The organism is Streptomyces sp. NPDC048353 (genome assembly GCF_055587165.1).
In genome coordinates this window covers 342295-365444 of sequence record NZ_JBVJGU010000006.1, presented here as the reverse complement: position 1 = coordinate 365444, position 23150 = coordinate 342295, and the positions used below count along the sequence as shown (strand labels likewise).

General features: G+C 69.9%; 20 protein-coding genes and 2 pseudogenes. 16 read left to right on the top strand and 6 right to left on the bottom strand.

Features of this window, described 5'->3' with window-relative positions; translation table 11 throughout:
* Nucleotides 1–44: 44 nt before the first annotated feature.
* Nucleotides 45–1007 carry an NAD(P)/FAD-dependent oxidoreductase gene (locus ACZ6RC_RS23580; RefSeq protein WP_469586473.1) on the bottom strand — a complete coding sequence of 321 codons (963 nt, stop codon included), beginning with the start codon at nt 1005–1007 and terminating at the stop codon, nt 45–47.
* Nucleotides 1008–1071: 64 nt separating this feature from the next.
* On the opposite strand from ACZ6RC_RS23580, the gene ACZ6RC_RS23575 reads away from it, so the two are divergent.
* The 14 genes and pseudogenes from ACZ6RC_RS23575 to ACZ6RC_RS23510 all read left to right on the top strand — a co-directional run bounded on the left by ACZ6RC_RS23575 (nt 1072) and on the right by ACZ6RC_RS23510 (nt 15862).
* Entirely contained in the window at nt 1072–1659 is a 588-nt protein-coding gene (locus ACZ6RC_RS23575; RefSeq protein WP_391133784.1) for a helix-turn-helix domain-containing protein, read from the top strand.
* A gap of 221 nt (nt 1660–1880) precedes the next feature.
* Nucleotides 1881–2849, top strand: a complete 969-nt coding sequence (locus tag ACZ6RC_RS23570) for an NADPH:quinone oxidoreductase family protein (RefSeq protein WP_391133781.1) — start codon at nt 1881–1883, stop codon at nt 2847–2849.
* Entirely contained in the window at nt 2846–4027 is a 1182-nt protein-coding gene (locus ACZ6RC_RS23565; protein ID WP_391133778.1) for an acyl-CoA dehydrogenase family protein, read from the top strand. The genes ACZ6RC_RS23570 and ACZ6RC_RS23565 overlap by 4 nt, the downstream gene beginning before the upstream one ends.
* The gene (locus tag ACZ6RC_RS23560) at nt 4024–5100 is read left to right on the top strand and encodes an acyl-CoA dehydrogenase family protein (RefSeq protein ID WP_469586468.1); all 1077 of its coding nucleotides are present in this window, start codon (nt 4024–4026) and stop codon (nt 5098–5100) included. Before ACZ6RC_RS23565 ends, ACZ6RC_RS23560 begins: the two co-directional genes overlap by 4 nt.
* Nucleotides 5101–5211: 111 nt before the next feature.
* Complete coding sequence (locus ACZ6RC_RS23555; RefSeq protein ID WP_469586465.1) at nt 5212–6819, top strand: ABC transporter substrate-binding protein; 1608 nt, start codon at nt 5212–5214, stop codon at nt 6817–6819.
* 23 nt (nt 6820–6842) lie between these two features.
* Nucleotides 6843–7808 carry an ABC transporter permease gene (locus ACZ6RC_RS23550; RefSeq protein ID WP_391135884.1) on the top strand — a complete coding sequence of 322 codons (966 nt, stop codon included), beginning with the start codon at nt 6843–6845 and terminating at the stop codon, nt 7806–7808.
* Nucleotides 7801–8637: an ABC transporter permease gene (locus ACZ6RC_RS23545; RefSeq protein ID WP_469586462.1), complete on the top strand. Its 837-nt coding sequence runs from the start codon at nt 7801–7803 to the stop codon at nt 8635–8637. Before ACZ6RC_RS23550 ends, ACZ6RC_RS23545 begins: the two co-directional genes overlap by 8 nt.
* A gap of 182 nt (nt 8638–8819) precedes the next feature.
* On the top strand, nt 8820–9722 hold the full coding sequence (locus tag ACZ6RC_RS23540) for an ABC transporter ATP-binding protein (protein WP_469586767.1): 903 nt from the start codon (nt 8820–8822) through the stop codon (nt 9720–9722).
* Nucleotides 9723–9874: 152 nt separating this feature from the next.
* Nucleotides 9875–10540: an ABC transporter ATP-binding protein gene (locus tag ACZ6RC_RS23535; RefSeq protein WP_453610537.1), complete on the top strand. Its 666-nt coding sequence runs from the start codon at nt 9875–9877 to the stop codon at nt 10538–10540.
* A 121-nt stretch (nt 10541–10661) separates the two neighbouring features.
* Entirely contained in the window at nt 10662–10856 is a 195-nt protein-coding gene (locus ACZ6RC_RS23530; protein ID WP_391133763.1) for a hypothetical protein, read from the top strand.
* Between the two features lie 134 nt (nt 10857–10990).
* Nucleotides 10991–11503 (top strand): annotated as a pseudogene (locus tag ACZ6RC_RS23525) (hypothetical protein); the annotation flags it as partial.
* A gap of 2145 nt (nt 11504–13648) precedes the next feature.
* Nucleotides 13649–14248 carry a hypothetical protein gene (locus tag ACZ6RC_RS23520; RefSeq protein ID WP_469586457.1) on the top strand — a complete coding sequence of 200 codons (600 nt, stop codon included), beginning with the start codon at nt 13649–13651 and terminating at the stop codon, nt 14246–14248.
* Between the two features lie 33 nt (nt 14249–14281).
* Nucleotides 14282–14908: a hypothetical protein gene (locus ACZ6RC_RS23515; RefSeq protein ID WP_469586454.1), complete on the top strand. Its 627-nt coding sequence runs from the start codon at nt 14282–14284 to the stop codon at nt 14906–14908.
* A 79-nt stretch (nt 14909–14987) separates the two neighbouring features.
* Nucleotides 14988–15862, top strand: a pseudogene (locus tag ACZ6RC_RS23510) (IS5 family transposase).
* Between the two features lie 25 nt (nt 15863–15887).
* On the opposite strand, the gene ACZ6RC_RS23505 reads toward ACZ6RC_RS23510, so the two are convergent.
* Nucleotides 15888–16226: a DUF5713 family protein gene (locus ACZ6RC_RS23505; protein ID WP_469586451.1), complete on the bottom strand. Its 339-nt coding sequence runs from the start codon at nt 16224–16226 to the stop codon at nt 15888–15890.
* Nucleotides 16227–16495: 269 nt separating this feature from the next.
* Between ACZ6RC_RS23505 and ACZ6RC_RS23500 the strand changes: the two genes are divergently transcribed.
* The gene (locus ACZ6RC_RS23500) at nt 16496–17047 is read left to right on the top strand and encodes a hypothetical protein (protein WP_469586446.1); all 552 of its coding nucleotides are present in this window, start codon (nt 16496–16498) and stop codon (nt 17045–17047) included.
* A 368-nt stretch (nt 17048–17415) separates the two neighbouring features.
* On the opposite strand, the gene ACZ6RC_RS23495 is transcribed toward ACZ6RC_RS23500, so the two are convergent.
* Nucleotides 17416–18342 carry a hypothetical protein gene (locus ACZ6RC_RS23495; protein WP_469586444.1) on the bottom strand — a complete coding sequence of 309 codons (927 nt, stop codon included), beginning with the start codon at nt 18340–18342 and terminating at the stop codon, nt 17416–17418.
* A 198-nt stretch (nt 18343–18540) separates the two neighbouring features.
* Between ACZ6RC_RS23495 and ACZ6RC_RS23490 the strand changes: the two genes are divergently transcribed.
* On the top strand, nt 18541–18729 hold the full coding sequence (locus ACZ6RC_RS23490; protein WP_469586441.1) for a hypothetical protein: 189 nt from the start codon (nt 18541–18543) through the stop codon (nt 18727–18729).
* Nucleotides 18730–19045: 316 nt separating this feature from the next.
* Here ACZ6RC_RS23490 and ACZ6RC_RS23485 read toward each other — a convergent pair whose 3' ends face one another.
* Genes ACZ6RC_RS23485 through ACZ6RC_RS23475 form a run of 3 tightly spaced genes read right to left on the bottom strand, consistent with a single transcriptional unit; the run spans nt 19046 to nt 23006 of the window.
* Nucleotides 19046–20587, bottom strand: coding sequence for a hypothetical protein (locus ACZ6RC_RS23485; RefSeq protein WP_469586438.1), 1542 nt, complete (start codon nt 20585–20587; stop codon nt 19046–19048).
* The gene (locus ACZ6RC_RS23480) at nt 20584–21762 is read right to left on the bottom strand and encodes a caspase family protein (RefSeq protein ID WP_469586434.1); all 1179 of its coding nucleotides are present in this window, start codon (nt 21760–21762) and stop codon (nt 20584–20586) included. The genes ACZ6RC_RS23485 and ACZ6RC_RS23480 overlap by 4 nt, the downstream gene beginning before the upstream one ends.
* Nucleotides 21759–23006, bottom strand: a complete 1248-nt coding sequence (locus ACZ6RC_RS23475; protein ID WP_469586431.1) for a lipase family protein — start codon at nt 23004–23006, stop codon at nt 21759–21761. Before ACZ6RC_RS23475 ends, ACZ6RC_RS23480 begins: the two co-directional genes overlap by 4 nt.
* Nucleotides 23007–23150 lie beyond the last annotated feature (144 nt).

Sequence of the window (23150 nt, the reverse complement as noted above, 5' to 3'; positions counted from 1 at the left end):
ACCCCGCCGCCCCCGGCCCCCGGCCTCACTCCCGGCCCCCGGCCTCACCCCCGGTCCAGGGCGGCGGCCTTTCGGTCCAGGTCGGTGAGGATCAGCTCCCCGTTGACCGCCGCACCGGCGCGGTATCCGCCGCTCGCCGCGTTGATCACCTGCTCGGCGGGTCCGACCGCGTTGCCCGCCGCCCAGACGCCCGGGACGCTGGTGCGCCCGGTCGCGTCCACCGTCACGAACGGGCCGAACGGCGTGTCCTGGGTCGCGGCGCCGAGCGCCGTCAGCAGGCCGTCCCGGGGCGAGAGGAGCGTCCCGGCGAAGAGCACCGCCCGCTCCACCACCCGCCCGTCGGCCATGCGTACCCCGGTCAGCCGGTCCTCCTCGACGACCAGGCCGGCCACCTCGCCTGTCACCACCGTGATGCCGGCCGCCGCCACCCGCGCGCGGTCCTCGGGGGACAGCGGCGCGGCCGTGTGGAGGAAGAGCGTCACGTCGTCGGACCACTGGGAGACCATCAGCGCCTGGTGCGCGCCCATCACCGGGTGCGCGAGCACCCCGAACGCCTGGTCGCGGACCTCCCAGCCGTGGCAGTACGGGCAGTGGAGGACGTCCTTCCCCCACCGTCGCGCCAGCCCCTCGACCGGGGGGAGCTCGTCCACCAGGCCCGTGGTCACGACCAGGCGGCGCGCGTGGACCGTGCGGCCGTCGTCCACGGTCACCACGAAGCCGTCGGCGCCGTCCGGGACCGCCTCCGTCACCCGGCCCGCCGTCCACTCCACGCCGTACGCGGCGATCTCGCGCCGCCCCGCCTCCAGGAACTCCGCCGGGGGCATCCCGTCCCGGGTGAGGTAGCCGTGCATGTGGGCGGCCGGGGCGTTGCGCGGCTCGCCGGCGTCGACGACCAGGGTCCGCCGTCTCGACCTGCCGAGGACCAGGGCCGCGCTGAGCCCGGCCGCGCCGCCCCCGACGACCACGACGTCGTACCGCTGCTCCAGGGTGCTGCTGTGTTCGCTCATGCCACGACCTTGGCTCCGCCCCGACGGGCTTGACAAATCTTCTTGCCGTTTCTGCAATGAACTCATGACCGACGAGGACGCACGCATCGACGAGGTACTGAACGAGGTCGGCCCGCGGCTGCGCCGCATCCGGCGCGAGCGCGGAGCCACCTTGGGAGATCTCTCTGCCTCCACCGGCATCTCCGTGAGCACGCTGTCCCGGCTGGAGTCGGGGCAGCGCAAGCCGAGTCTGGAGCTGCTGCTGCCCATCGCCCGCGCTCACCAGGTGGCGCTCGACGAGCTGGTCGGCGCGCCGCCCGTCGGCGATCCGCGGGTGCGCGCCAAGCCCATCGAGCGCCACGGCCGCACGATGTACCCCCTCACCCGTCAGCCCGGCGGCCTGCAGGCGTACAAGGTCGTGCAGAAGAAGCCGTACGAGAACCCCGACCCGCGCGTCCACGAGGGGTACGAATGGCTCTACGTCCTCTCGGGCAGGCTGCGGCTCGTCCTGGGCGAGCACGACGTCGTGCTGGGGACGGGGGAGGCGGCCGAGTTCGACACGCGCGTGCCGCACTGGTTCGGACCGGCCGACGACGGACCGGTGGAGTTCCTGAGCCTGTTCGGGCCGCAGGGCGAGCGGATGCACGTACGCGCCCGCCCCAAGAACGCCTGACCAACCGCGCCCGACCCGAGAACGCCTGACCAACTACGCCCGCCCCGAGGTCGCCTGGCCGACCGTGCCCGGTCTCGGGAACGCCCCAGGAACCCCATGCGGTCGCGCGCCGGCGTGCGGACACCCGCGAGAAAGTCCCGGCAGACGGTTCCTCCACGACAAGCGACCGCTTAGTATGCGACCGACCGGGCAGTACGGACGACGGCTGGTGGAGGAGCTCCATGCAGGCATGGCGAGTGCACGAGAACGGCGAACCGGGCGAGGTGATGCAGCGCGACGAGGTGGACCTGCCCACCCCGGGCGAGGGGCAGCTCCTCCTCAAGGTCCGCGCCGCGAACATCAACTTCCCCGACGCCCTGCTCTGCCGCGGGCAGTACCAGGTGCGGCCGCCCCTGCCCTTCACCCCGGGCGTGGAGATCTGCGGCGAGACCGAGGACGGCCGCCGGGTGATCGCCACCCCCGTCCTTCCCCACGGCGGCCTCGCGGAGTACGCCGTGGCGGACGCCGCCGCCGTACTCCCGGCCCCCGAGGCGCTGGACGACGCCGAGGCCGCCGCGCTCCACATCGGCTACCAGACGGGCTGGTTCGGCCTGCACCGCCGCGCCGCCCTGAAGGAGGGCGAGACGCTGCTCGTCCACGCCGCCGCCGGCGGGGTCGGCAGCGCGGCCGTCCAGCTCGGCAAGGCCGCGGGAGCCACGGTCATCGGTGTCGTCGGAGGCGCCGACAAGGCCGAGGTCGCCCGCGGGCTCGGCTGCGACGTCGTCGTCGACCGCCGCTCCGAGGACGTCGTCGCCGCCGTCAAGGAGGCCACCGGCGGCCGCGGCGCGGACGTGATCTACGACCCGGTCGGCGGCGACGCCTACGCCCAGTCCGCCAAGCTCGTCGCCTTCGAGGGCCGGATCGTCGTCGTCGGCTTCGCGAGCGGCTCCATCCCCTCGCCCGCCCTCAACCACGCCCTGGTGAAGAACTACGCGATCCTCGGGCTGCACTGGGGCCTGTACAACCTCAAGGACCCGGCCGCGATCCCGCGCTGCCACGAGACGCTCACCCAGTACGCCGCCAAGGGCCTGATCAAGCCGCTGGTCAGCGAGCGCGTCCCGTTCGCCGGCGCGGCGGACGCCGTGCAGCGGGTCGCCGAAGGCGTCACCACCGGCCGCCTCGTCGTCCTCCCGGAAGGAGTCCCGGCATGACGGACGCCGCCGAACTGCTCGACCGCACCAAGCGGTTGCTCGCCGAGCACCCGCCGGCCGCCACCGCGCGCGAGGACTTCCTCCGGGCCCGCTTCGACGCCGGACTGGCCTGGGTGCACTACCCCGTCGGCCTCGGCGGACTCGACGCGCCCCGCTCGCTCCAGGCCGTGGTCGACGCCGAACTCGCCGCCGCCGGAGCGCCCGACAACGACCCGCGCCGGATCGGCATCGGCCTCGGCATGGCCGCGCCGACCCTCCTCGCCTACGGCTCCGAAGAGGTCAAGCAGCGCTTCCTCAAGCCCCTCTGGGTGGGCGACGAGGTGTGGTGCCAGCTCTTCAGCGAACCGGGAGCCGGCTCCGACCTCGCCGCGCTCGGCACCCGGGCGGTCCGGGACGGCGACACCTGGGTCGTCAACGGACAGAAGGTGTGGACCTCCAGCGCCCATGTCGCGCGCTGGGCCATCCTCATCGCCCGCACCGACCCCGACCTGCCCAAGCACCGCGGGATCACCTACTTCGTCTGCGACATGTCGGACCCCGGCGTGGAGGTCCGGCCGCTGCGCCAGATCACCGGCGAGGCGGAGTTCAACGAGGTCTTCCTCACCGACGTCCGCATCCCCGACGCCCACCGCCTCGGTGACGTCGGCGACGGCTGGCGGGTCGCCCAGACCACCCTGATGAACGAACGCGTCTCCATCGGCGGGGCCCGCATCCCCCGCGAGGGCGGCATGATCGGCCCGGTCGCCGCGGCCTGGCGCGCACGCCCCGAGCTGCGCACCCACGCCCTGCACCGCCGACTGCTCGACCTCTGGGTGGACGCCGAGGTGGCCAGGCTCACCGGCGAGCGGCTGCGCCAGCAGCTCGTCGCCGGCCAGCCCGGCCCCGAGGGCAGCGCGATGAAGCTGGGCTTCGCCCGCCTCAACCAGGCCATCAGCGGCCTGGAGGTCGAACTCCTCGCCGACGAGGGGCTGTTGTACGGGGACTGGACCATGCGCCGCCCCGACCTCGTCGACTTCACCGGACGGGACGCCGGCTACCGCTATCTGCGCTCCAAGGGCAACTCGATCGAGGGCGGCACGACCGAGGTCCTGCTCAACATCGTCGCCGAACGCGTCCTCGGTCTGCCCGCCGAACCGCGCAACGACAAGGACGTCGCCTGGAAGGACCTCGCGCGATGACTGACCTCCTCTACTCCGACACGGAAGACGACCTGCGGTCCGCGGTCCGCTCCCTGCTCGCCGCCCGGGCCGGGACGCGGACCCTGCTCGACCGGGTCGAGAGCGGCGATCCGTACGTCCCCGGCCTGTGGAAGGCCCTCGCGGGCGACATCGGCGCGGCCGGACTGCTCGTCCCCGAGAAGCTGGGCGGCCAGGGCGCGAGCCACCGCGAGGCGGCCGTGGTCCTGGAGGAGCTGGGGCGAGCGGTGACCCCGGCGCCGTACCTCACCAGCGCGGTGATCGCGACCGAGACCCTGCTGGCCCTGGACACCGGCAACGCCCCCGTCGCCGAGCTGCTGTCGGGCCTGGCGAGCGGCCGTACGGTCGCCGTTCTCGCGCTGCCCCTGTCCACCGCCCCCGACGGGGAGCAGATCGTCACCGGCACCGCGAACGGCGTCGCCGACGCCGTCCTCGCCGACGTCCTCCTCGTGCCACGCCCCGACGGGCTGTACGCCGTCCCGGCGGCCGACGCCGCCGTCGAGCCGCAGACCCCGCTCGACCTGACCCGGCCGCTCGCGCGGGTCACCTCCGGCTCCGCCTCCGGTACCCGCCTCGCGGACGCCGGCCCGTCCCGCGCGGCGGTCCGGCGCGGACTGCTCACCGGCGCCGGACTGCTCGCCTCCGAGCAGCTCGGCCTCGCGGAGTGGTGCCTGGAGGAGACCGTCCGGCACACCCGCGAGCGGTACCAGTTCAACCGCCCGGTGGGCTCCTTCCAGGCGCTCAAGCACCGCATGGCGCAGCTCTGGCTGGAGATCGTGAACGCCCGCGCGGCGGCCCGGGCCGCCGCCGACGCGCTGGCCACCGAGAGCCCCGACACCGCGCTGACCGTCGCCGTCGCCCAGGCCTACTGCTCCAAGGTGGCCGTGCACGCGGCCGAGGAGTGTGTCCAACTCCACGGCGGCATCGGAATGACCTGGGAGCACCCGGCGCACCTGGCGCTCAAGCGGGCCAAGTCCGACCAGATCGCGCTCGGTTCGGCCGGTTCGCACCAGGACGCGATCGCGGAGCTGATGGACCTGCCGGCTCCGGCATGACCCGGCGGTTCCGGCCACAGTAAGGGGCCCATGTGCCCGCACCCCTTTACATACTGTTTAATTGCGAGCTGTTCGCAACAACGGTTGATCTTCAAGAGGGGTGTGGGCACCATGACCGCCCGATCCATACGCGGCGCGGCCGCCGTGACGCTGGCCGGCTCCCTGGCCCTCACCGCGGCTGCCTGCTCGAACCCCGGCGGCTCCGCCCAGGGCTCCGGCGGCCCCAAGGATTCCGCGGTCGTCGGCATCGCCTACGAGCCCGACACCCTCAGCCCGCTCCTCGGCTACGGCAAGGACGGCAACTCCAAGATCTTCGACGGGCTCCTCGCCTTCGACGACACCATGAAGCTGCGGCCCGCCCTCGCCGAGGCCCTTCCCCAGGTGAGCGCCGACGGACTGACCTACACCTACAAGCTCCGCAAGGGCGTGACCTTCAGCGACGGCCGGCCCTTCTCGGCCAAGGACGTCGTCTTCACCTACCGGACGATCCTCGACCCGAAGACGAACAACCCCTCCCGGACCGAACTGGACGCCCTCGAGGACGTCAAGGCCGTCGGCACGGACACCGTCGTCTTCACCCTGAAGTACCCCTACGCGCCCTTCGCCGAGCGGACCGTCCTCGCCATCGCCCCGGAGCACGTCGCCGGCCGCCAGGACGTCAACACCGGCCCCTTCACCACCCGGCCCGTCGGCACCGGCCCCTACGTCCTCACCGGCTGGTCCAAGGGCGAGAAGCTCAGCTTCAAGGCCAACCCCACCTACTGGGGCGGCGCCCCGCAGGTCAAGAAGTTCACCATGGCGATCATCAAGGACGACGACGTCCGCGCCACCCGGCTGCGCTCCGGCGACCTCGACGGCGCCATCCTGCCGCCCAACCTCGCCGCCGGCTTCAAGAACGACACCGGCAAGAAGACGTACGCCGCCACGACCTACGACTACCGCACGGTCACCCTGCCGACCCACCACAAGGTCACCGGCGACGTCGCCGTCCGGCGCGCCCTCGACATCGCCGTCGACCGCCAGACCATGGTCGACAAGATCCTCGAAGGCGCCGGGAAACCCGCCTACGGCCCCGTCCCCACCGACAGCGAGTGGTTCGCCAAGGGCACCGAGCGCCGCCACGACCTCGCCGGCGCCGTGAAGATCCTCGACGAGGCCGGCTGGAAGCCCGGCCCCGACGGCATCCGCGTCAAGAACGGCGTACGCGCCCAGTTCCCGCTCTGGTACCTCTCCGGCGACAAGCTCCGCCAGGACCACGCCCTCGCCTACGCCTCCGACGCCAAGAAGGCCGGCATCGACATCAGGACCCAGGGCGGCACCTGGGAGGTCATCGAGCCGCGGATGAAGACCGACGCCGTCCTCGCCGGCGGCGGCTCGCCCGGCGACCCCGACTTCGACCAGTACCTCCTCCTGAAGTCCACCCTCGGCGGCGACGGCTTCAACAACATGGCCTGGTACGACAACAAGGTCGTCGACCAGGCCCTGGAGAACGGCCGCCGCACCGACGACCTCACCAAGCGCCGGGCCGCGTACGACACCGTGCAGCGCGAACTGGTCAAGAACCCCGGCTACACCTTCCTCACCCACATCGACCACCTCTACGTCGTCGAGGACCGCTGGGACGGGCTCACCACCCAGACCGAACCGCACGACCACGGCCTCGCCGCCGGCCCCTGGTGGAACATCGAGGCCTGGAAGCCGAAGGACGCCGCGAAGTGAGCCGTCGCCTCCCCTGGGGGGCCATGGCCCGGATGACGGGACGGCGGGCCCTGTTCGCCGTCCCCGTCCTCCTCGCGGTCACCTTCGCGGTCTTCGCCGTCGCAGCCGCCTCCCCCTTCGACCCGGTCAAGGCGTACGCCGGCACCGCCGGACTCACCGCCTCGCAGGAGAACCTCGACCAGCTGCGCGCCAACCTCGGCGTCGACCGGCCGCTCGCCACCCGGTGGTGGGACTGGCTGACCGCCGCCCTCCGCGGCGACCTCGGCGACTCCAGCGTCATGCGGCAACCCGTCGCCGACGTCATCGCCGAGCGGATCGGCTGGTCCGCGCTCCTCGCCGTCACCGCCTTCCTCCTCGCCATCGCCCTCGGCACCGCCCTCGGCGTCCTCGCCGGGCGCCGCCGCGGCGGCTGGCTCGACCGGATCGTCAGCTCCGCCGCGTACACCCTCGAAGCCGCCCCCGCCTTCTGGCTGGGTCTGCTCGCCATCTGGTTCTTCGCGCTGAAACTCGGCGCGCTGCCGGCCGGCGGCCTCACCGACACCGCCAGCGACACGGTCACCTTCGACCAGGTCGCCGGCCACCTCGTGCTGCCCGCCGCCGTCCTCGGCATCGCCCAACTGCCGTGGTTCTTCCTGTACGTCAGGCAGGGCGTCGGCGACGCCCTGGAGGAGGACCCCGTCCGCGGGGCCCGCGCGCGCGGACTGCGAGAACGCACCGTCCTGCTCGGCCACGCCCTGCGCTCCGGCATGCTCCCCATGCTCACCCTCGTCGGCTCCCGCGTCCCCGAACTCATCACCGGAGCCCTGCTCGTGGAGACCGTCTTCAGCTGGCCCGGCATCGCCGCCGCCACCGTCCAGGCCGCCACCAGCGTGGACTTCCCGCTGCTCGCCGCCCTCACCGTGCTCGCCACCGCGGCGGTCCTCCTCGGCAACCTCCTGTCCGACCTGCTGTACGGCCTCGCCGACCCGAGGGTGGGCTTCGATGGCTGACCCCCGCACCCGGCGCGTCCGCTTCTGGTCCTCCGCCGTGATCGTCGGCGCGGTCGTCCTCGCCGTCCTCCTCGTGCCGCCCCTCGTCCAGCTCGACGAACAGGCCGTCGAACTGTCGCGCAAGCTGCTGCCGCCCTCCTGGGAGCACCCCTTCGGCACCGACGACGTCGGCCGCGACCTGCTGCTGCGCAGCGTCTACGGCCTGCGGATCTCACTCCTCGTCGGCCTGGTCGCAGCCCTCGTCGCCACCGTCATCGGCACGGCGGTCGGCGCCGCCGCCGGAGCGCTGGGCGGCTGGACCGACCGGTTCGTGATGCGGATCGTCGACGCCTTCTCCTCCGTGCCGCACCTGCTGCTCGGCATCTTCATCGTGGCGATGTTCCGGCCGGGCGTCTGGCCGGTCATCGTCTCGGTCGCCCTCACCCACTGGCTGTCGACGGCCCGGATCGTCCGCTCCGAGGTCCTCTCGCTGCGCTCGCGCCCCTACATCGACGCGGCGATCTCCGGCGGTGCCTCCCGGTGGCGCGTCGCCGCCCGCCATCTGCTGCCGGCGGTCCTCCCGCAGGCCGGACTCGCCGCCGTGCTGATGGTGCCGCACGCGATGTGGCACGAGTCGGCGCTGTCCTTCCTCGGCCTCGGCCTCCCCAGCCACCAGGCCAGCCTGGGCAACCTGGTGCAGAGCGCCCGCTCCTCGCTGCTCGCCGGCGACTGGTGGCCGACGCTCTTCCCCGGCCTCTTCCTGATCGTGCCGACACTGGCGGTCGCGGGGCTCGCCGGGGTGTGGCGCGACCGCCTCAATCCGCGCCGCCGATCGGAGCTGATGCTGTGAACCCGCGCGCTGTGAACCCGCGAGCGGGCGACACCCGGGCCGCCGACACCGGCACGGCGGACCCCGGGACAGAGGAAGGTCCCGCCGTGAACGTACGTGTCGTCCGCGCCCTGGAGGCGGTCGCCGCCGGGCGCGCCGACGACGCCGTGCTCAGCGTCAGGGGCCTGTCCGTGCGCTTCCGGATGCGCGGGGGACGACAGGTCGCCGCCGTCACCGACGCCGACTTCGACCTGGCCGCGGGGGAGTGCCTCGCGCTGGTCGGGGAGAGCGGCTGCGGCAAGTCCGTCCTCGCCTCCGCGCTCCTCGGCCTGCTCCCCGGCAACGCCGAGACCACCGGCACGGCCCACCTCGCCGGCGTCGACCTGCTCGCCGCCGACGAACGGACCCTGGCCCGCACGGTACGAGGACGGCGCGTCGGACTCGTACCGCAGAGCCCGGCCGCCCATCTGACCCCCGTCAGGACCGTGCGCTCCCAGCTGGAGGAGACGGTGCGCGAACTGACCGGGGCGGCGCGGCGGGAGCGGCGCGCGGCGGCCGAGGCGGCCGCCGAACGGGCCGCCTTCCCGGCCGGCCACCTGGACCGTCACCCCCACCAACTCTCCGGCGGCCTCGCCCAGCGCGCGGCGACCGCCCTCGCGCTCATCGGCGACGCACCGCTGCTCCTCGCCGACGAGCCGACCACCGGCCTCGACCGCGACCTCGTCGAGCGGACCGTCGACGAACTGCGCCGCCACGCCGACGAGGGCCGGGCCCTGCTGCTGATCACCCACGACCTGGAGGCGGCGCGGCGGATCGCCGACCGGGTGGCCGTGATGTACGCGGGCCGCATCGTCGAGACCACCCCGGCGCACCGCTTCTTCGGCGAACCCGGGCCCCGCCACCCGTACGCCCGCGGCCTCCTCGACGCCCTGCCGGACCGCGCCTTCACCCCCATTCCGGGCATGCCACCCGAACTGACCGACCTCCCGCCCGGCTGCGCGTTCGCGCCCCGGTGCACGCGGGCCACCGAGGTCTGCGCCACCCTCCCGACGCCGGTGGCGGGCGTCGCCTGCCATCACCCGGTCCGAGGCGACGCCGATGCGTGACGACGACACCGCGCGCCCGGCGGGACGTCTGGGACACGACCTGGCGCCGACGGCCGGTTCCGCGCCCCGCCCCGGCGCCGTACCCACCGCCACCCGTGGCCCCGCCCCCAGCCCTGCCCCCGCCTCCGCTTCCGTCCCGCCCGGAGGGCCCCGTGCTTGAACTCGACGCCATCACCGCCGGTTACGACCGCCGCGCGCCGGTCTTCCGAGGGGCGTCGCTGGCCCTCGCGGCCGGTGCGTCCGTCGGGCTGCTCGGGCCCAGCGGTTGCGGGAAGTCGACGCTCGCCCGGGTCGCCGCCCTGCTCCACCGGCCCGACGCGGGCCGATTGGTGATCGACGGGACACCGGTGCGCGGCTGGCGGCACGGCGCTCCGCGGGCGCTGCGGACCTCGGTCGGGGTGGTCTTCCAGCAGCCCCGCCTCTCCGCCGACCCGAGGCTCCGCCTCGCCGATCTGATCATCGAACCCCTCCGCGCCACCGGCAGGCGGTCCGACGCCGAGGACCGGCTCGCCGAACTGGCCCCGGACGTCGGCCTCACCGCCGACCTCCTCGCCCGCCGCCCGCACGAGGTCAGCGACGGTCAGCTCCAACGCGCCTGCCTGGCCAGGGCACTGGTGCTGCGCCCACGCTGGCTGATCTGCGACGAGATGACGGCCATGCTCGACGCGTCGACCACCGCCGCCCTGGTCGCGGCGGTCGAGGCCTACCGCGCCCGCACCGGCGCGGGGCTGCTGGCCGTGGGGCACGACCGCGTCCTGCTGGAGCGCTGGTGCGAGCGCACGGTCGACTGGCAGGACTGCCTGAACGAGAAGGGCTGACGACCCCGGGCCCCAACGTCACCCGTTCGGCAGGCATGCCGTACCGCCGGACGGCGCTCCCGCTGCGCCACACTGGCCGCCGGACGCCGCAATTCCGGTGCGGCGCAAGGAGGGTATGGCGATGGCCGTTTCCATTTCCGTGGTGCTGCTTCTGCTGGTGCTGGCCGTGATCTTCCTCCGCAGCGGCGGTCTGAAGCTCTCCCACGCCCTGGTCTGCGCCCTGCTCGGCTTCTTCCTCGCCGGTACGAGCATGGCACCCACCATCGCCAACGGCGTCGCCGCCACCGCCAACGTGGTGAGCAGCCTCAAGCCCTAGGGATGATCCTGCGGCGTCACGTTGCACGTACATGAAGTGCCCGTGAAACACAGGGCGGTTGCATGTACAAGTCGACAACTCGGGCCTAACGTCGGCCGCCGGCGCGACCGACGCAACGCATCCGAGGAGCCGCCTTGACCACGCCCCCCAGACGAGCCCGCGCGCTCGCGCTGATCGCCGCGGTGTGCGCGACCGCGCTCGCGTTCGCCACCCCCGTCGCCCTCGCCGACGAGATACCGCTCGCGCCCGGCCACCGGCTGGTGGACCACTACCAGGGCGCGCCCGCCACCCCCCGGCCCGTCCCGGGCGAGCCGCCGGAGCGGCACCCGTACCTCGCGCCCAACGGACGCAGCGGGATGCACGCCGACGGGGCCGGCAGCGGGACCCACCCCTTCCCCGGGCCGCTCGGCCGCGACCCCCAGGTCACCAGTGAGAAGATCGCGCCGCTCGGCGGCGAGTGCGCCACCGTCACCTTCGACTCGGCGGGCCGCCTGCTCACCGTCTGCGGCACGTTCTCCGGCTTCCTGCTCAAGCTGCTCGACCCGCGCACCCTGGACACCCTCGCGGAGTACCGCCTCCCGCAGCGCTCCTCGACCGTCGAGGCCATCACCCGCCTCGACTTCGAGAGGATCTTCAAGAAGTCCTCGCCCTTATCGCGCTGACCTGCACGGATGGCCGTGCGAGGTGTGCTGGCCTCCGACTTTGTAGCTTTCCAAGGCTTTCATGATGACGCCGTCTTAGCCGGTCGATTCTCCCCAGCCGCTCCCCAGGGCGCCTTCGTTCTCCCCAGATTCTCCCCAGCAGCAGCCAGTTCGGGGCGACATCACCGCTGGTGAGCTGACTTCCTCGTGCCTGCGAGACCGCTACCCATCGTCATCGGCCCGAGCGCGTGCGTGGGTCCTGGGCATGGATGCCCCCGGGCCGGCAGAAGCAGGGTGGTCAGGGCCCAAGCGGTCCTACGATCTCAGGCACGCTGGCAGCTCGTACTGGCTGTACTCCGGTGTGGACCCGGCCGAATGCGCTCGCCGCGCGGGTCAGAGCTTCGAGGTCCTCTTCCGCCACTACGCCAAGATGCTGTGACGGCGTCCGAGAGCAGGTCAGCCGCCTCATCGAGTAGTCCACGGAGGAGTGGGACCGCGTCAGCCGGGGTGAGGCGCCTCTATTCATGCCCCTAGAAGAACCCGAGCATCTTCGGCGAGTGACTGACCAGCAGGTTCTTCGTCTGCTGGTGGTAAGGCAGTCGTCCACGTACTGACCAGCGGAAACGACAGTTGGTGCGCTTCTTTGGCTTGGCTTGGACCGGAAATGGTCCGGATCTTGGTCGGAGCATCCTGACACGGAGGGGATGGGCGTGGGCTGGGAGGTTCCGCGGATGATCAGGAGCGACCTGGCTATCGGATGTGGGCATGATCCGCCCATGAGCGGCGTGCGGCCGTCAGATGTGAACCCGAGCCGGCTGCCGCTCCAGGTCCGATTAGCGCCGTCCGTGGGTCGGATCGTTGGGGACGACGAACTAGGTTCTAGCAGTGTCGTGAGATGCGGCGGGTGGAAGTGCCTGTGGTCGCGGGTGCACGAGTCCATGAGCCACCTGGGGCTCTGGACCGCTACCTCCAGCAGGTCCAGGCATTCGGTCAGGGCCGGGTGATCGCCCACGCGATTTATGACACCTGCTACCAAGGTGTGGTGCGCGTGCTCCGGACGCACCGACAGCCGCCACCTCGCCGAATCCGTATTCGTCGTGCGGCGCGACGCCACCGTCGTCTACAGCAACCGTCTCGACGGGCAGGGCGCGTGGGTCACCCAACCTGGCGCCCCGGCCGCGGTGACGGGAGAGCGCGCCCGGCGCTGGAGCAGGAGTCTCGCGTGTTCGCCTCCAGCACGGGACGTACCCTCCAGGCGATCGAGACTCTCCCTGCCGAGGTGCGGGACGCAGCCCGAAACGAACTCGGCGCCATCGCCGCCCTCGCGCGACCCCTGCTTCACCCAGCGGCCGACACCGCGGTGCGCACGTCCCTCGGGGCACTGTGGCCGGCCGGACCTCTGCCCGCCGTTCGCGCGAGCGCGGCCCGAGCACGCTCCACCACGACCAGCGCCAGGCCCAAGGCTGCCGCAACGAGGATCGAGGACGCGCCGCGGACCAGCAGTCCGCAACCCCAGCGGTCGCGCGGCTTGAACCGCTGAGCAGCCACGAGGGGCCTGACGCACCGAAAGCCTGGTGTCGGCGTACACCCGAATGATGCGCCCCGGTCGGTACGGATGAGAGTGCACCACCCATCTGCCCCTTCGAGCAGATGGGCGCGCCGGGGCCACCCGAGGCATCAGGGTGCGGGACAGCCACTGCCGTCACTCAGCGCGCTCGTGATGGTTCCCTCGTCGAGTGGCTTTCCCCGAACGGGGCGACAGTCGAATGTTCGGGCGAAAGAACCCGGCTACGGCTACAGCCACTACGCCCTACGTTCGCCAGCTCGGGGGAGGGGCCACCGCCACCTTGACCCCGGACCCGATCAACCCCCACCGGACGGCCGTCAAGGTCGAGCATCCGAAGGAGGGTTGAGGTGGAGTACTGCGGCGAGTGCGGCTGGTGGACGAAGCCCTGCTGCGGACACTGATGAGTTGACGGGATCAGCCCCACGCGGGCTGATCCCGTCGGCATGATTACCCGCATGTCAGTCATGCGGGATCTGATCAGCCCGGAGATGCTTTCTGGGCTCCTGGGTGCGATCATCGGCGGCGCGTTCACCCTTTGAGGCGCCACGCGGCAGACCAAGGCCACGGATCGAAGCAACCTGGAGATGCTTGCCAAGAACTCGGCCCAGGAGGCGTACCACACCCTGTTCGAACTGCGGGTCCACATGGAGGACCACGCCAGGCCCCCAGACACCCAAAGGCAGTGGAACGACGAACTGTGGACAGCGCTCAGCCGGGTCAAGAACAACACCAACCTGCTCCCGAAGAGCCAGGAAGTCCGACGCAAGCGGGTCGCCGAGGCCCTGGCATTCGCCCACAAGGGCTGGATCGGGGACATCCGCTGGGAGGACTGCGCCGTCACTCTCAACCTGGCGATCAGCTACGCCCGGGAGAACCTCGGCACGTTCGTACGAGACGACGACCTCCCGGCGGAGCGTGATCTCAAAGCCGAGGCCCGGACCTACTTGGCCAAGGCCAAGCGTCAGCACAAGATCAACCGGCTTCACTATTTGGAGCAGATGGGTGAGCACGGTATGGATCTCGAACCGGATGAGATTGAGGAGGCGGAGCGTCTACAGCAGCAGCTCGGCATCAGGCAGACACGGACGACCTGCACCAGGGAGACGCGGCTCAGATCTCGTCGTGAAGCCTGTCAGGCCCAGCGCTCGACACGCTGTTTTCCTGAGCCGGTTAGACGGACTTGACGGGTTCGCGCCTACGGCCCGCCCCCTGTCGGCATGATGATCGTCATGCAACCAGAAGTACTCTCCGGTCTGATCGGTTTCGGCGGCGCCCTCGTGGGCGGCGCAGCGTCCTTCGGCGGCGTGTGGCTCACCCTGTCCCACCAGAGGAAGCAGGCCCGAGAGGCCCGCCTCCTGGAGATCGGCCAGGTGGCGGCGGATAAGGCCCTGAACGAGCTGATCACGCTCGGCGAGTTCCTGGGGTCGGTCCAGGGCGACGTCGTCACGATGCATACGGACGAACGGGCGTCCTACCTGGACACCGTGTTCGGCCACATGGAGAACATCGAGAGGGCCGTGGCCCGCATCCCGAACCGGGAACTACGCGGTCGAGTGAAATCCCTGATGGTCGTTATGAGGCGATTCAGAGCCGCCGGCGTCCGGCATTTCTTCGCGGTGAGCTGGCTCGCGGAGCTGACGGACGAGTTGACCGACCTCCTGTCGGCCTACATCCGTTCCGATCCCCTTCCGCCCCTCTCCTCGCGGACGGAGGAAAAGCAACGGAGGGCCACCCAACACGAGCTGGATCAGCGGCGTCGCTTCGAGCTGTTGCAGGACCCCGATCCCGCCAACGTCGACCCGCGCGAAGAGGATGCCTTGAACAACGGAAGTCCGGCGTCATGACGCCCGTCAGAACGGGTGCTTGCGCTTTGTGCTAGGCCGTGTATCGAAAGTGCATCTTGGGCTGTGGATGATCAGGTTCATGGGTCGGGGAGATCTCACGGACGAGCAGTGGGCGGTGCTGGAGCCGTTGTTGCCGAAGGGCGCCAGGGCAGGGCGGCCGCCCGTCTAGCCCCGGCGGCGACTGATCGACGGCATACGGTTCCGGGTCCGGACCGGTGTTCCGTGGCGGGACGTCCCCGTCGAGTACGGACCTTGGAGCCGGGTCTATGCCCTGTTCCGCCGGTGGCAGCGGGACGGAACCTGGCACAGGGTCCTCACCCGGCTCCAGTCCCTGGCCGACGCGAAGGGGGCGATCACTTGGCACCTAAGCGTCGACTCCACAGTCTGCCGCGCCCACCAGCACGCGGCCGGAGCCCGCAAGCAGGGCGACCTGCAGAAGGAACCACCAGGTGGCGTCTTCACCGAGCCCCGTGATCACGGGCTGGGACGCTCGCGCGGCGGGTTCACCACCAAGCTGCACCTGGCCGTCGAGCAGGGTCAGAAGCCCATGTCGATCGTGATCACGGCAGGACAGCGCGGGGACTCACCGCAGTTCGAACCCGTGCTGGCAAAGGTCCGCGTGCCTCGCATTGGGCGGGCCGGCCACGTGTCCGTCCCGATCGAGTGCGTGCTGACAAGGCGTACGCCTCCCGAAGGAACCGCGCCTACCTGCGCCGCCGCGGGATCCGATGCACCATCCCGGACAAGGCCGACCAGGCGCGCAACCGCCGAAAACTCGGCTCCCGCGGCGGTCGGCCGCCGCACTTCGACCCGGCCGACTACCGCCAGCGCCACGCGGTCGAGTGCGGGATCAACCGCCTAAAGGGACACCGCGCCGTCGCCACGCGATACGACAAGCTCGCCGGCCGCTACGAGGCGACCGTGCTGATCGCAGCTCTCAACGAATGGCTCTGATCGGAGGCGGCCTTCCCGCCGTCGTTCACCAGTCCCGGCCGGAGGTCAGCTCCTCCGCATCCGTGTCCATGAACCCGTATGCCGACGCGACAAAGCGAAACTCGTCACAGATCCACTCCCGCTCCACCGTCTCGATCTCGCTCCCGGCCGCCACGAATTCCCTGTCCAGGTTGAACTCCTCCGTCGCAGCCTGGGTGAGTGCATACAGGCTCGCCAGATCCAACGGCTGCTCGGCCTCAACGCGTTCGCACAGCCGCAGCAGGATCGCCTTCCCCTGATCGACCACACGATCAGGGAAGTACGAGTCGTCATACATCTGCCACAGGAACGCGTGTCCCGTTACCTGCTGGTTTGTGATCGGCATGGTGCTTCCCTACCTCCGTGAAAAGCTGACGCGCCGATCATGCACAGCACCACCGACAATGACCCCCCCCAGTGGGCGCCAGACCCCACGCGACCAGGACATTCACAACAGGCTCTAGCTCGTCGTGGGGGTCTGCGCAGCGCCCGCTCGCATCGCTTTCGCGTAGAGGGTGCAAGAGGGTGAAGTTCCATGCTTTCAGCCATGTGCCACATGTTCCACGGCCGCTGGAGGGGGAGAGTTGACGCTGACTGTGAGCGCAACATCCGGGAGTGGACCCCATGATCCGTGAAACCATTCAATGGATTCTGAACGAAGAAGTCCGAACGGCTGCTATTTCAAGCCTCGGTCTCAAGAAGGCCTTTCCTGACGCCCTGGTGACGGACCGCTGGGTCCTGTCGCGGTACATGAAGGCCTTGGTGATTCAGGCCGTCGAACGCGACGCCCCCGAGGGCGTCGTTGAAGATATGATGCCGGTTGTGCGCCGCATGACGAGGAAGGCCGAAAGGATCGACGAGTATGGGCTGAGTGTTCTGGCTCGCCTGGAGGGCCTGCGAGACGCTGACGAGATCATCCCGGTGCTCGAGAAGGGCCGGGACGAGGCTCCGGACACTGTGAGGAGAGAGCGGATTGAGCGTGTCCTTGAGAGGGTGCGGCAGCCCCCACGGAGACTCGAAGACTTGCTCGCTCTCAGCGATGAGGAGCTAGCGGAGGTACGGGCAGACAGTTGCGATCACTGCTGCATCTACGGGTGCACCCATTGCTGGGCGCATTGCCTCATCTGCTGCGCCGCGTCGTGCTACTGCTGTGAAGGCGGTTGCTAAGAATCCGCCAACTGTGATCATTCACAGCTCAAGATCCATTTTCGATACACGGCCTAGTGCAAACGCGTGATCGTGATCAGTAGGAGCGCTGCGTCCTCATGCAGGCCCCGACTCCTCTGGAGGTACGGGCCTTTCGCATGTTCGGGAGGGCTTCATTGGAGGACGAGATCTGGCTGACGGCCCGAGAAGCCGCCGAGCTCGGGCGTCAGCATCGTGACGGTCTACTCGTGGGTCCGCCGAGACCATCTGAAAGTCGAGAGTCTCGATCACCGAGGCCAGAAGCGCTTGCGTCATCTCGACGTCGCAAGGGCTGAGATGAGGACCCGGAGGATCGCGAAGCGCGCGCTGGCCCCTGCGGCGTGCCCGAGTTACTCCGCCCCGTGCACCAGACCGATGAGGCGCAAGAACGCGCCCACGCGGTACTCCTCCAGCTCGACCAAAGCAGCATCCAGCTCGTAGCCGAAGTAGCCCTGCAAGTCCCTCAGGCACATCTCCATCGACGCCATCACGACCGTGATCGCGGTCAGCACCGTGGCCGCCTCGCCGACGAGGTCGCCGTCCTTCGACTGGGTCCGCGCGCGATCGGTCATCCAAGGCCGACTGTGGGCCGCGCCTGATAGAAGGCCGTAGGGCATCGGGATCCATGAGGGCAGGCGGCTCCTAGCCCGGTCCGTGATGTTGAAATCGAGGCCGGAGACCTCGCCGTCGACTGTGTACCCAGTGAGCTTGTCCTTGTCGTTTCGGCGACCAACGATGTTGCACTCTTCCAGAGCCCTCGTGACATACGCGTCTACCTCCGTCACCTCCTCCTCTCGTTCCAAGACTCTTGCGAGATTGGCTCTGTGGTCCGTGTCCTTACGCCAGAGCCCGGCGCACCTGGCCAGCCGAAGTGCGCCAGAGATCGAAGGATCAAAGAGGTAGTCGAAGAAGAGGCAACTCTCCAAGGCCGCGCGCGCCATGACGAGTGTCGACCAGACCGGCGGAGGCTTCCGGACTATGTCGTGCTCCAGAGCCTTCACGTGGTCAAGAGCGGTGTCGAAGGACAGACCCGCGATCTCCAGCAGCATCCCGTGGAGTGATCCTCGTGCCGTACCGATCGGGTCGGGAGTGCTGTTGTTAGTGGCGACCTCTGCCAGGAACAGGGACTCCGCGTGGGGCTCGAGATGTGTGACGCTCCTGCCGACCAACTCTCGATACTCCCGAAGGACCTCGGCCGCGGCCTGTGCGAAGGCGTCGGTGATCGGCACGGCCAGGAGGCGAACCTCTGTACCTTCCGGCATCTCGTCAACTCTCATGGTCTGAGCGTACGGACACCCACCGACATGACGGGCGTCATTTCGTGACCGCCTCCCGTCACCACGCGCGTGTGAGGGGCTAGCCGGCCACAACCTCGGCCACTTCGGCATGACCATGCCTTGGTCCGTCACGTAGTAGTCCCTGTGCAGGTCGGAAAGGCCGAGCTGTCCCCAGCAGGCCCGAGCATCTTGGACGACGTGCAGAACTTGAGCCCCGACGCCTACCCGTTCGCCTTGGACCAGCAGCAGCTGGCGGCCTGGGCCGTCTTCCACACGATGCGCTGCTGGGCGCACTCGGAACCCGATGACGGCCGCGCCCGGTTGGCCGACCGTCTGGACGAGCTGAGCCGACGGACCCTGCACCTCACCCTTGCCGCTCAGCGCTGAGCGTAGCCGCCCTGACTCCACTCCAGATCGAGTGGCATTCCCATCAGCAGGAAACGATCCTGAGTTAACTGGGAAGCGATCTTCAACCGCTTCTGTCCCGCCTGGCCAGCGGTACTCGCGAACACCCCGCAACGCGGCGAACTGGGAAGGGACCGAGGGACTGTCGAGCCGCCCCACATGACCCGAGGTGCCGCTCCCCGCCACCCGAGCGGAGCACGATCGTTGTCCGCCACACTCGGGTCCCTTCTCAGGCACAGCCGGCTCATCGCGGGTACGGATCCTCACCCTCGCTCATCGGGACGGGAAGGAGTAGTCATTACGGCAGTGACCGATGTCCCTCCTGCAGGAGAGCCCTGAGGATCTGCATCGCTTCGTCGGCATCAGCGACGTTCAGCTCACGGCGGGCTCCGCCCGAACTCAGGTCCAGACGTTCGACGATGCCCCTCCTCAGCAGACGGGCCAGGAGGTCCGCAACGTGTTGTACCCGGTGCTCGGGGAGTACCACGGCGATGGCGTCGCGGTTCGGAACGAAGGAAACCGTCGTGGCGACGCCTTCGTCGAGCAGCATGCGGGACAGCCGCCAGAGGACGATCGGGGCCGCGTCCTCGATGATCAATGGCTGGCGCACATCGTCCGGCGAGGTGATCAGCATGCCCGGCTCCGCTGGCCTCGGCGCCAACACGGCGTCGGCAGCAAGGCCGTACCTCCCTGGGGCTGAGGGCGCACGACCCAGCGCACGCCACTGGATCCGCAGATCATGGGCGTCTCCGTCCACCCGGAACGGCAGCGGTCTGTCGGCCCCCGCCCCCTTCGCGGACCGGACCTCCGGCTCTTCCGGGTGGACTGCGGTGAACGAGGTCAGGGATGACGGCAGTGCTGCCCCTAGGTAGGGGCCCAACCTCCGGCGCAGGGCTTCCGTCCGCTTTCTCGTGAGCGAGTCACCGGTGGGGCGGGCCAGTTCGGCAGCGAGCACGTCCACGCCTTCCGCTGCCAGCGGAGCACCTCGTGTATCGATGAGGCGTTCCAGCACGGTGGCGAGATGGCGCCACTCGCCTCGGCGCCGGGCGAGCCATGCGTCGACCACCAGGACGTCAACCGCTGCGGGCCCGGTGGCGTGGCGGTTGTGCGTCTCCTGCCACCATCGCTCGGCCTGTTCCAGGTCGCCGCGCCGGCAGGCGGCGTAGGCGACGGCGAGATCGAAGAGCGGTGTGCCACGGACGCCGGGGTCATCCCACCAGACCTGCTCCGTCAGACCCGCCCACGTCCATTCTCCAAGTCGCAGCGCCTCCAGCAGAGTGAAGCCCGAGTCGGCGACGGGGCGGACATTCACCTGGTCCTGCGGTCGGTCGGTGGGCTGCAGGGTGAACAGGGAGTGCTCCGGTACCAGCGTGCACACGGGGCGCCGTCTGCTGCCACCGACCTGCAGGATGGCTGGGCCGCCCGGCGGGCTGGCCACGGTGGAGGTTCCCACGCCGGTTGCCATGTCCGTCGGGTCTCGCACGGTCCACCGGCTGTCTGTGTCCTGGCCCCACAACTGGACCCATCCGCTCGCTCCTCGGTGCTGCTGCTCTCGAGCTGCCGTGCCCGGGTTCGCGCGGCGTGCGGAGAGCACGACCCGCCGACTGCTACCGCCGGTCACCATGAGGGACTGGAGCGACAGGTACGGCGACCAGGCGTGCACCAGGCAGCGCTCGTCGCGGGGGATGTCGACAGGAGTGGACATCCCGGCGCGCAATGCGACGCGTGCGAGCCGGCGGTTGCCGTGATCCAGTACTTCGGCGGCTCCGATGACGGTGCCTTCCGGGGCATCGGGAAGCGCGGGGGACACGATGTCGATGTGTTCCGTCGTGACGCTCACAGCTCCTGCACCTCTACGATCCGGGCACGGCAAGGTGCCTGCATCCACACGTCGTCGCCGCGTCCCAGGAAGCGGCCGTCGCCGAACGACACCTCGAGGCGGGCCAGGCCGACGGGGCCGTGCCCGGTCCAGGCCTCCGGCATCGGTGGGCGGGAGGCGTACCGCCGGTGGTCCCGGTCCAGGAGAGCCCAGTGTGCGTGGGGGAGCGACTCCCCTGGGGCGGTCTTGAAGTGGAAGGGGACTGGAGGAGCGGTGTCGAACGAGAACAGGACCCCGCCCTGGCTGGTGCTCAGCGAGGAGAAGTCGCAGTGCTGGTCGGGCGTGGTACCGGCGTCCGCCCGTAGGCCGGGCCAGTCCATGAGTTCGCGCACGAATTTCCCGATCGTCTCCGTCGTGACCACCCAGGATTCGCCGTCGGAATCGGACTCCGGGGTCATCAGCGCACGCAACACGGCGTCGGTGAAGCGGGTGACCCCGCCCAGCGGGCCATGTGCCCTGGCGCCGGCGCGGGTTGAGTGGATGACGATCCGGTCTCGGGCGCGTGGGCGACGCGGAGGTACCAGAAGTTGTGTGGCGCGAAGGTCGCCCTTCTCGAACAGCTCTTCTGGGGCGAAGCGACATGCGTCGATGAAGAAGCACTGGATCAGGGCACGATTCTGCTCCATGCCCTCGACCAGCGAGTGGAGATCCACCGCGTTGCGGAAGTAGTCGCGTACGTTCTCTCCGGTGTCCTGGAGGAGCAGGGCTTGGGGGCCGCGACCAACCTGAACCCCATGGCCGCAGAAGAAGAGCAGGGCCACGTTGTCCGGGTGGCTGTCACACCGCTCGTACCAGGCCTCGAATGCTTCCTCGACTCCATCGAGAGTGGCCGGTCCGAGCGTGATCCCAGCGCCGTCGTCGCCTTTGAGGACGATCTCCTCCTCGGCTGACACCGCCGCCTCGAGGCTACCGAGGGACATCCCGCCAGACAGACCGCGAAACCGATCGAGGAGTCCTTCGCACAACGCACGGGCAGACGCGGGGGGCGAGGTCAGCTGGGTGAACTCCTTGGAGATCCGGTCGCCCTTGCGCCGCGCATGCCGCTGTCCTTGGGGAAACCAGTCGTATCGACCTACGCCGATCACGAACGCGTGCGCCGCGGGTCCTTCGAGGCCGCTCTCCCACACCGTGGTCATGCAGGCATCCTCACTCGGCCTGCCAGCCGCGCGTGGAAGTCGCAGGAAGTCAGATAGGCCCCGTGCGCCCACCAGGCACCGGTACGGAAGACCAGGTCCTCCGCGCCCTCGAAGACAGGGCCGGCGGCGAACGCCAACGGGTCAGATCGGTCCAGGACATTGAGCCAGCGGCCCACGTTCGGCAAGGCCGGCACTTTGAGCTGCCGATGGTTGGGCAGCTTGGGGTCGCTGGAAGCGAAGAGTTTCAGCTCTTCGAAGAGGCCCACCTGAGTGCCGACCGTCACGAGCAGGTCCACACGTATGTCTGGACGGAAATGCGACAGCACGTCGTAAACGATGTTCCCGCCCATGCTGTGCGCGAGGACCACCAACGGCTCTCCCCGCACGGCAGCGTCCCGTGCCGCCTCGTCGAGAGAGGCGGTGATCCGTTCGACGATCGGTCCGGGTGTCACCACGGTGCCGCGCTCGGCGAAGTACCCCATGACATCGCCCATCAGGCGGGCCGCCGGGCGGGCACCCCAACGCCGGATGCCCGCGGCCACCGGGCGGGTCCGGCCGGCGATGATCAGGGCGCGCAGCCGGTACACCGCGCGGACAGCACGGCCGGGCAGGCCGCCGGCGACGCCGAAGCTCTCCCATGCTCCGGGAGCCACCTGGACCGACCTCGGGTGCGTGCGCTGCTCCCAGTCGGCGACCTCCTCGTGAAGGCGGTCGAGGAATTCCTCATCCTCTTCGACGTCCCGGAGCCAAGCGAAGAACTCCGTTCCATCACCGAGGGATCCCTCTGCCGTTTGGGCGGCCCAGTACGCTCTGGCCCGGGCGCAGAAAGCTACCAACTCCGCGAGTGCGCCCGGCTCGGCCTCGTCGTCGCCCTCACCTGCCAGCGCGAGAAGATCGATGGCCCGTTGGAGGGAGACGCGGGCTGTGGACATCAGGGCGTGCTCAGCCTCAACCTGGTTCGGGCCCACGAAGGCGTCCGCCAGGACGTCCGCCATGGCCGTCTCAAGAGAGTCTTCGCCTTCGCCACCCAAGGACTCCACTTCGTCCGGAGCCAGCGAAGCCCATCCCCAGGCGGGTTCCGCGACGAGCTCACCCCACCAGGGGCTGGACAGGAGAGCACCGGTTGAGTGACCGGTCGCCGGCAGAAGATGACACCGCAACAGTTCGTCGCGCAGAGCCGCGGAGTGTCCTCCGGCCACCTCTGCCTTCCGGTTACCAATGCCATGAACGTGAACCAGTGCCACTGCGCCCCCTGACGCCCACCAACCGAGCCTTCATTGTGCGGCACGTGAGGTTCGACAGGTGAATGTTCAGCAGTGTGGCAGATCCTGCGACCCAGGATCTGGGCGACGAAGCGACGTGATCGCACCGGTCCCCAGGCCTTGCAC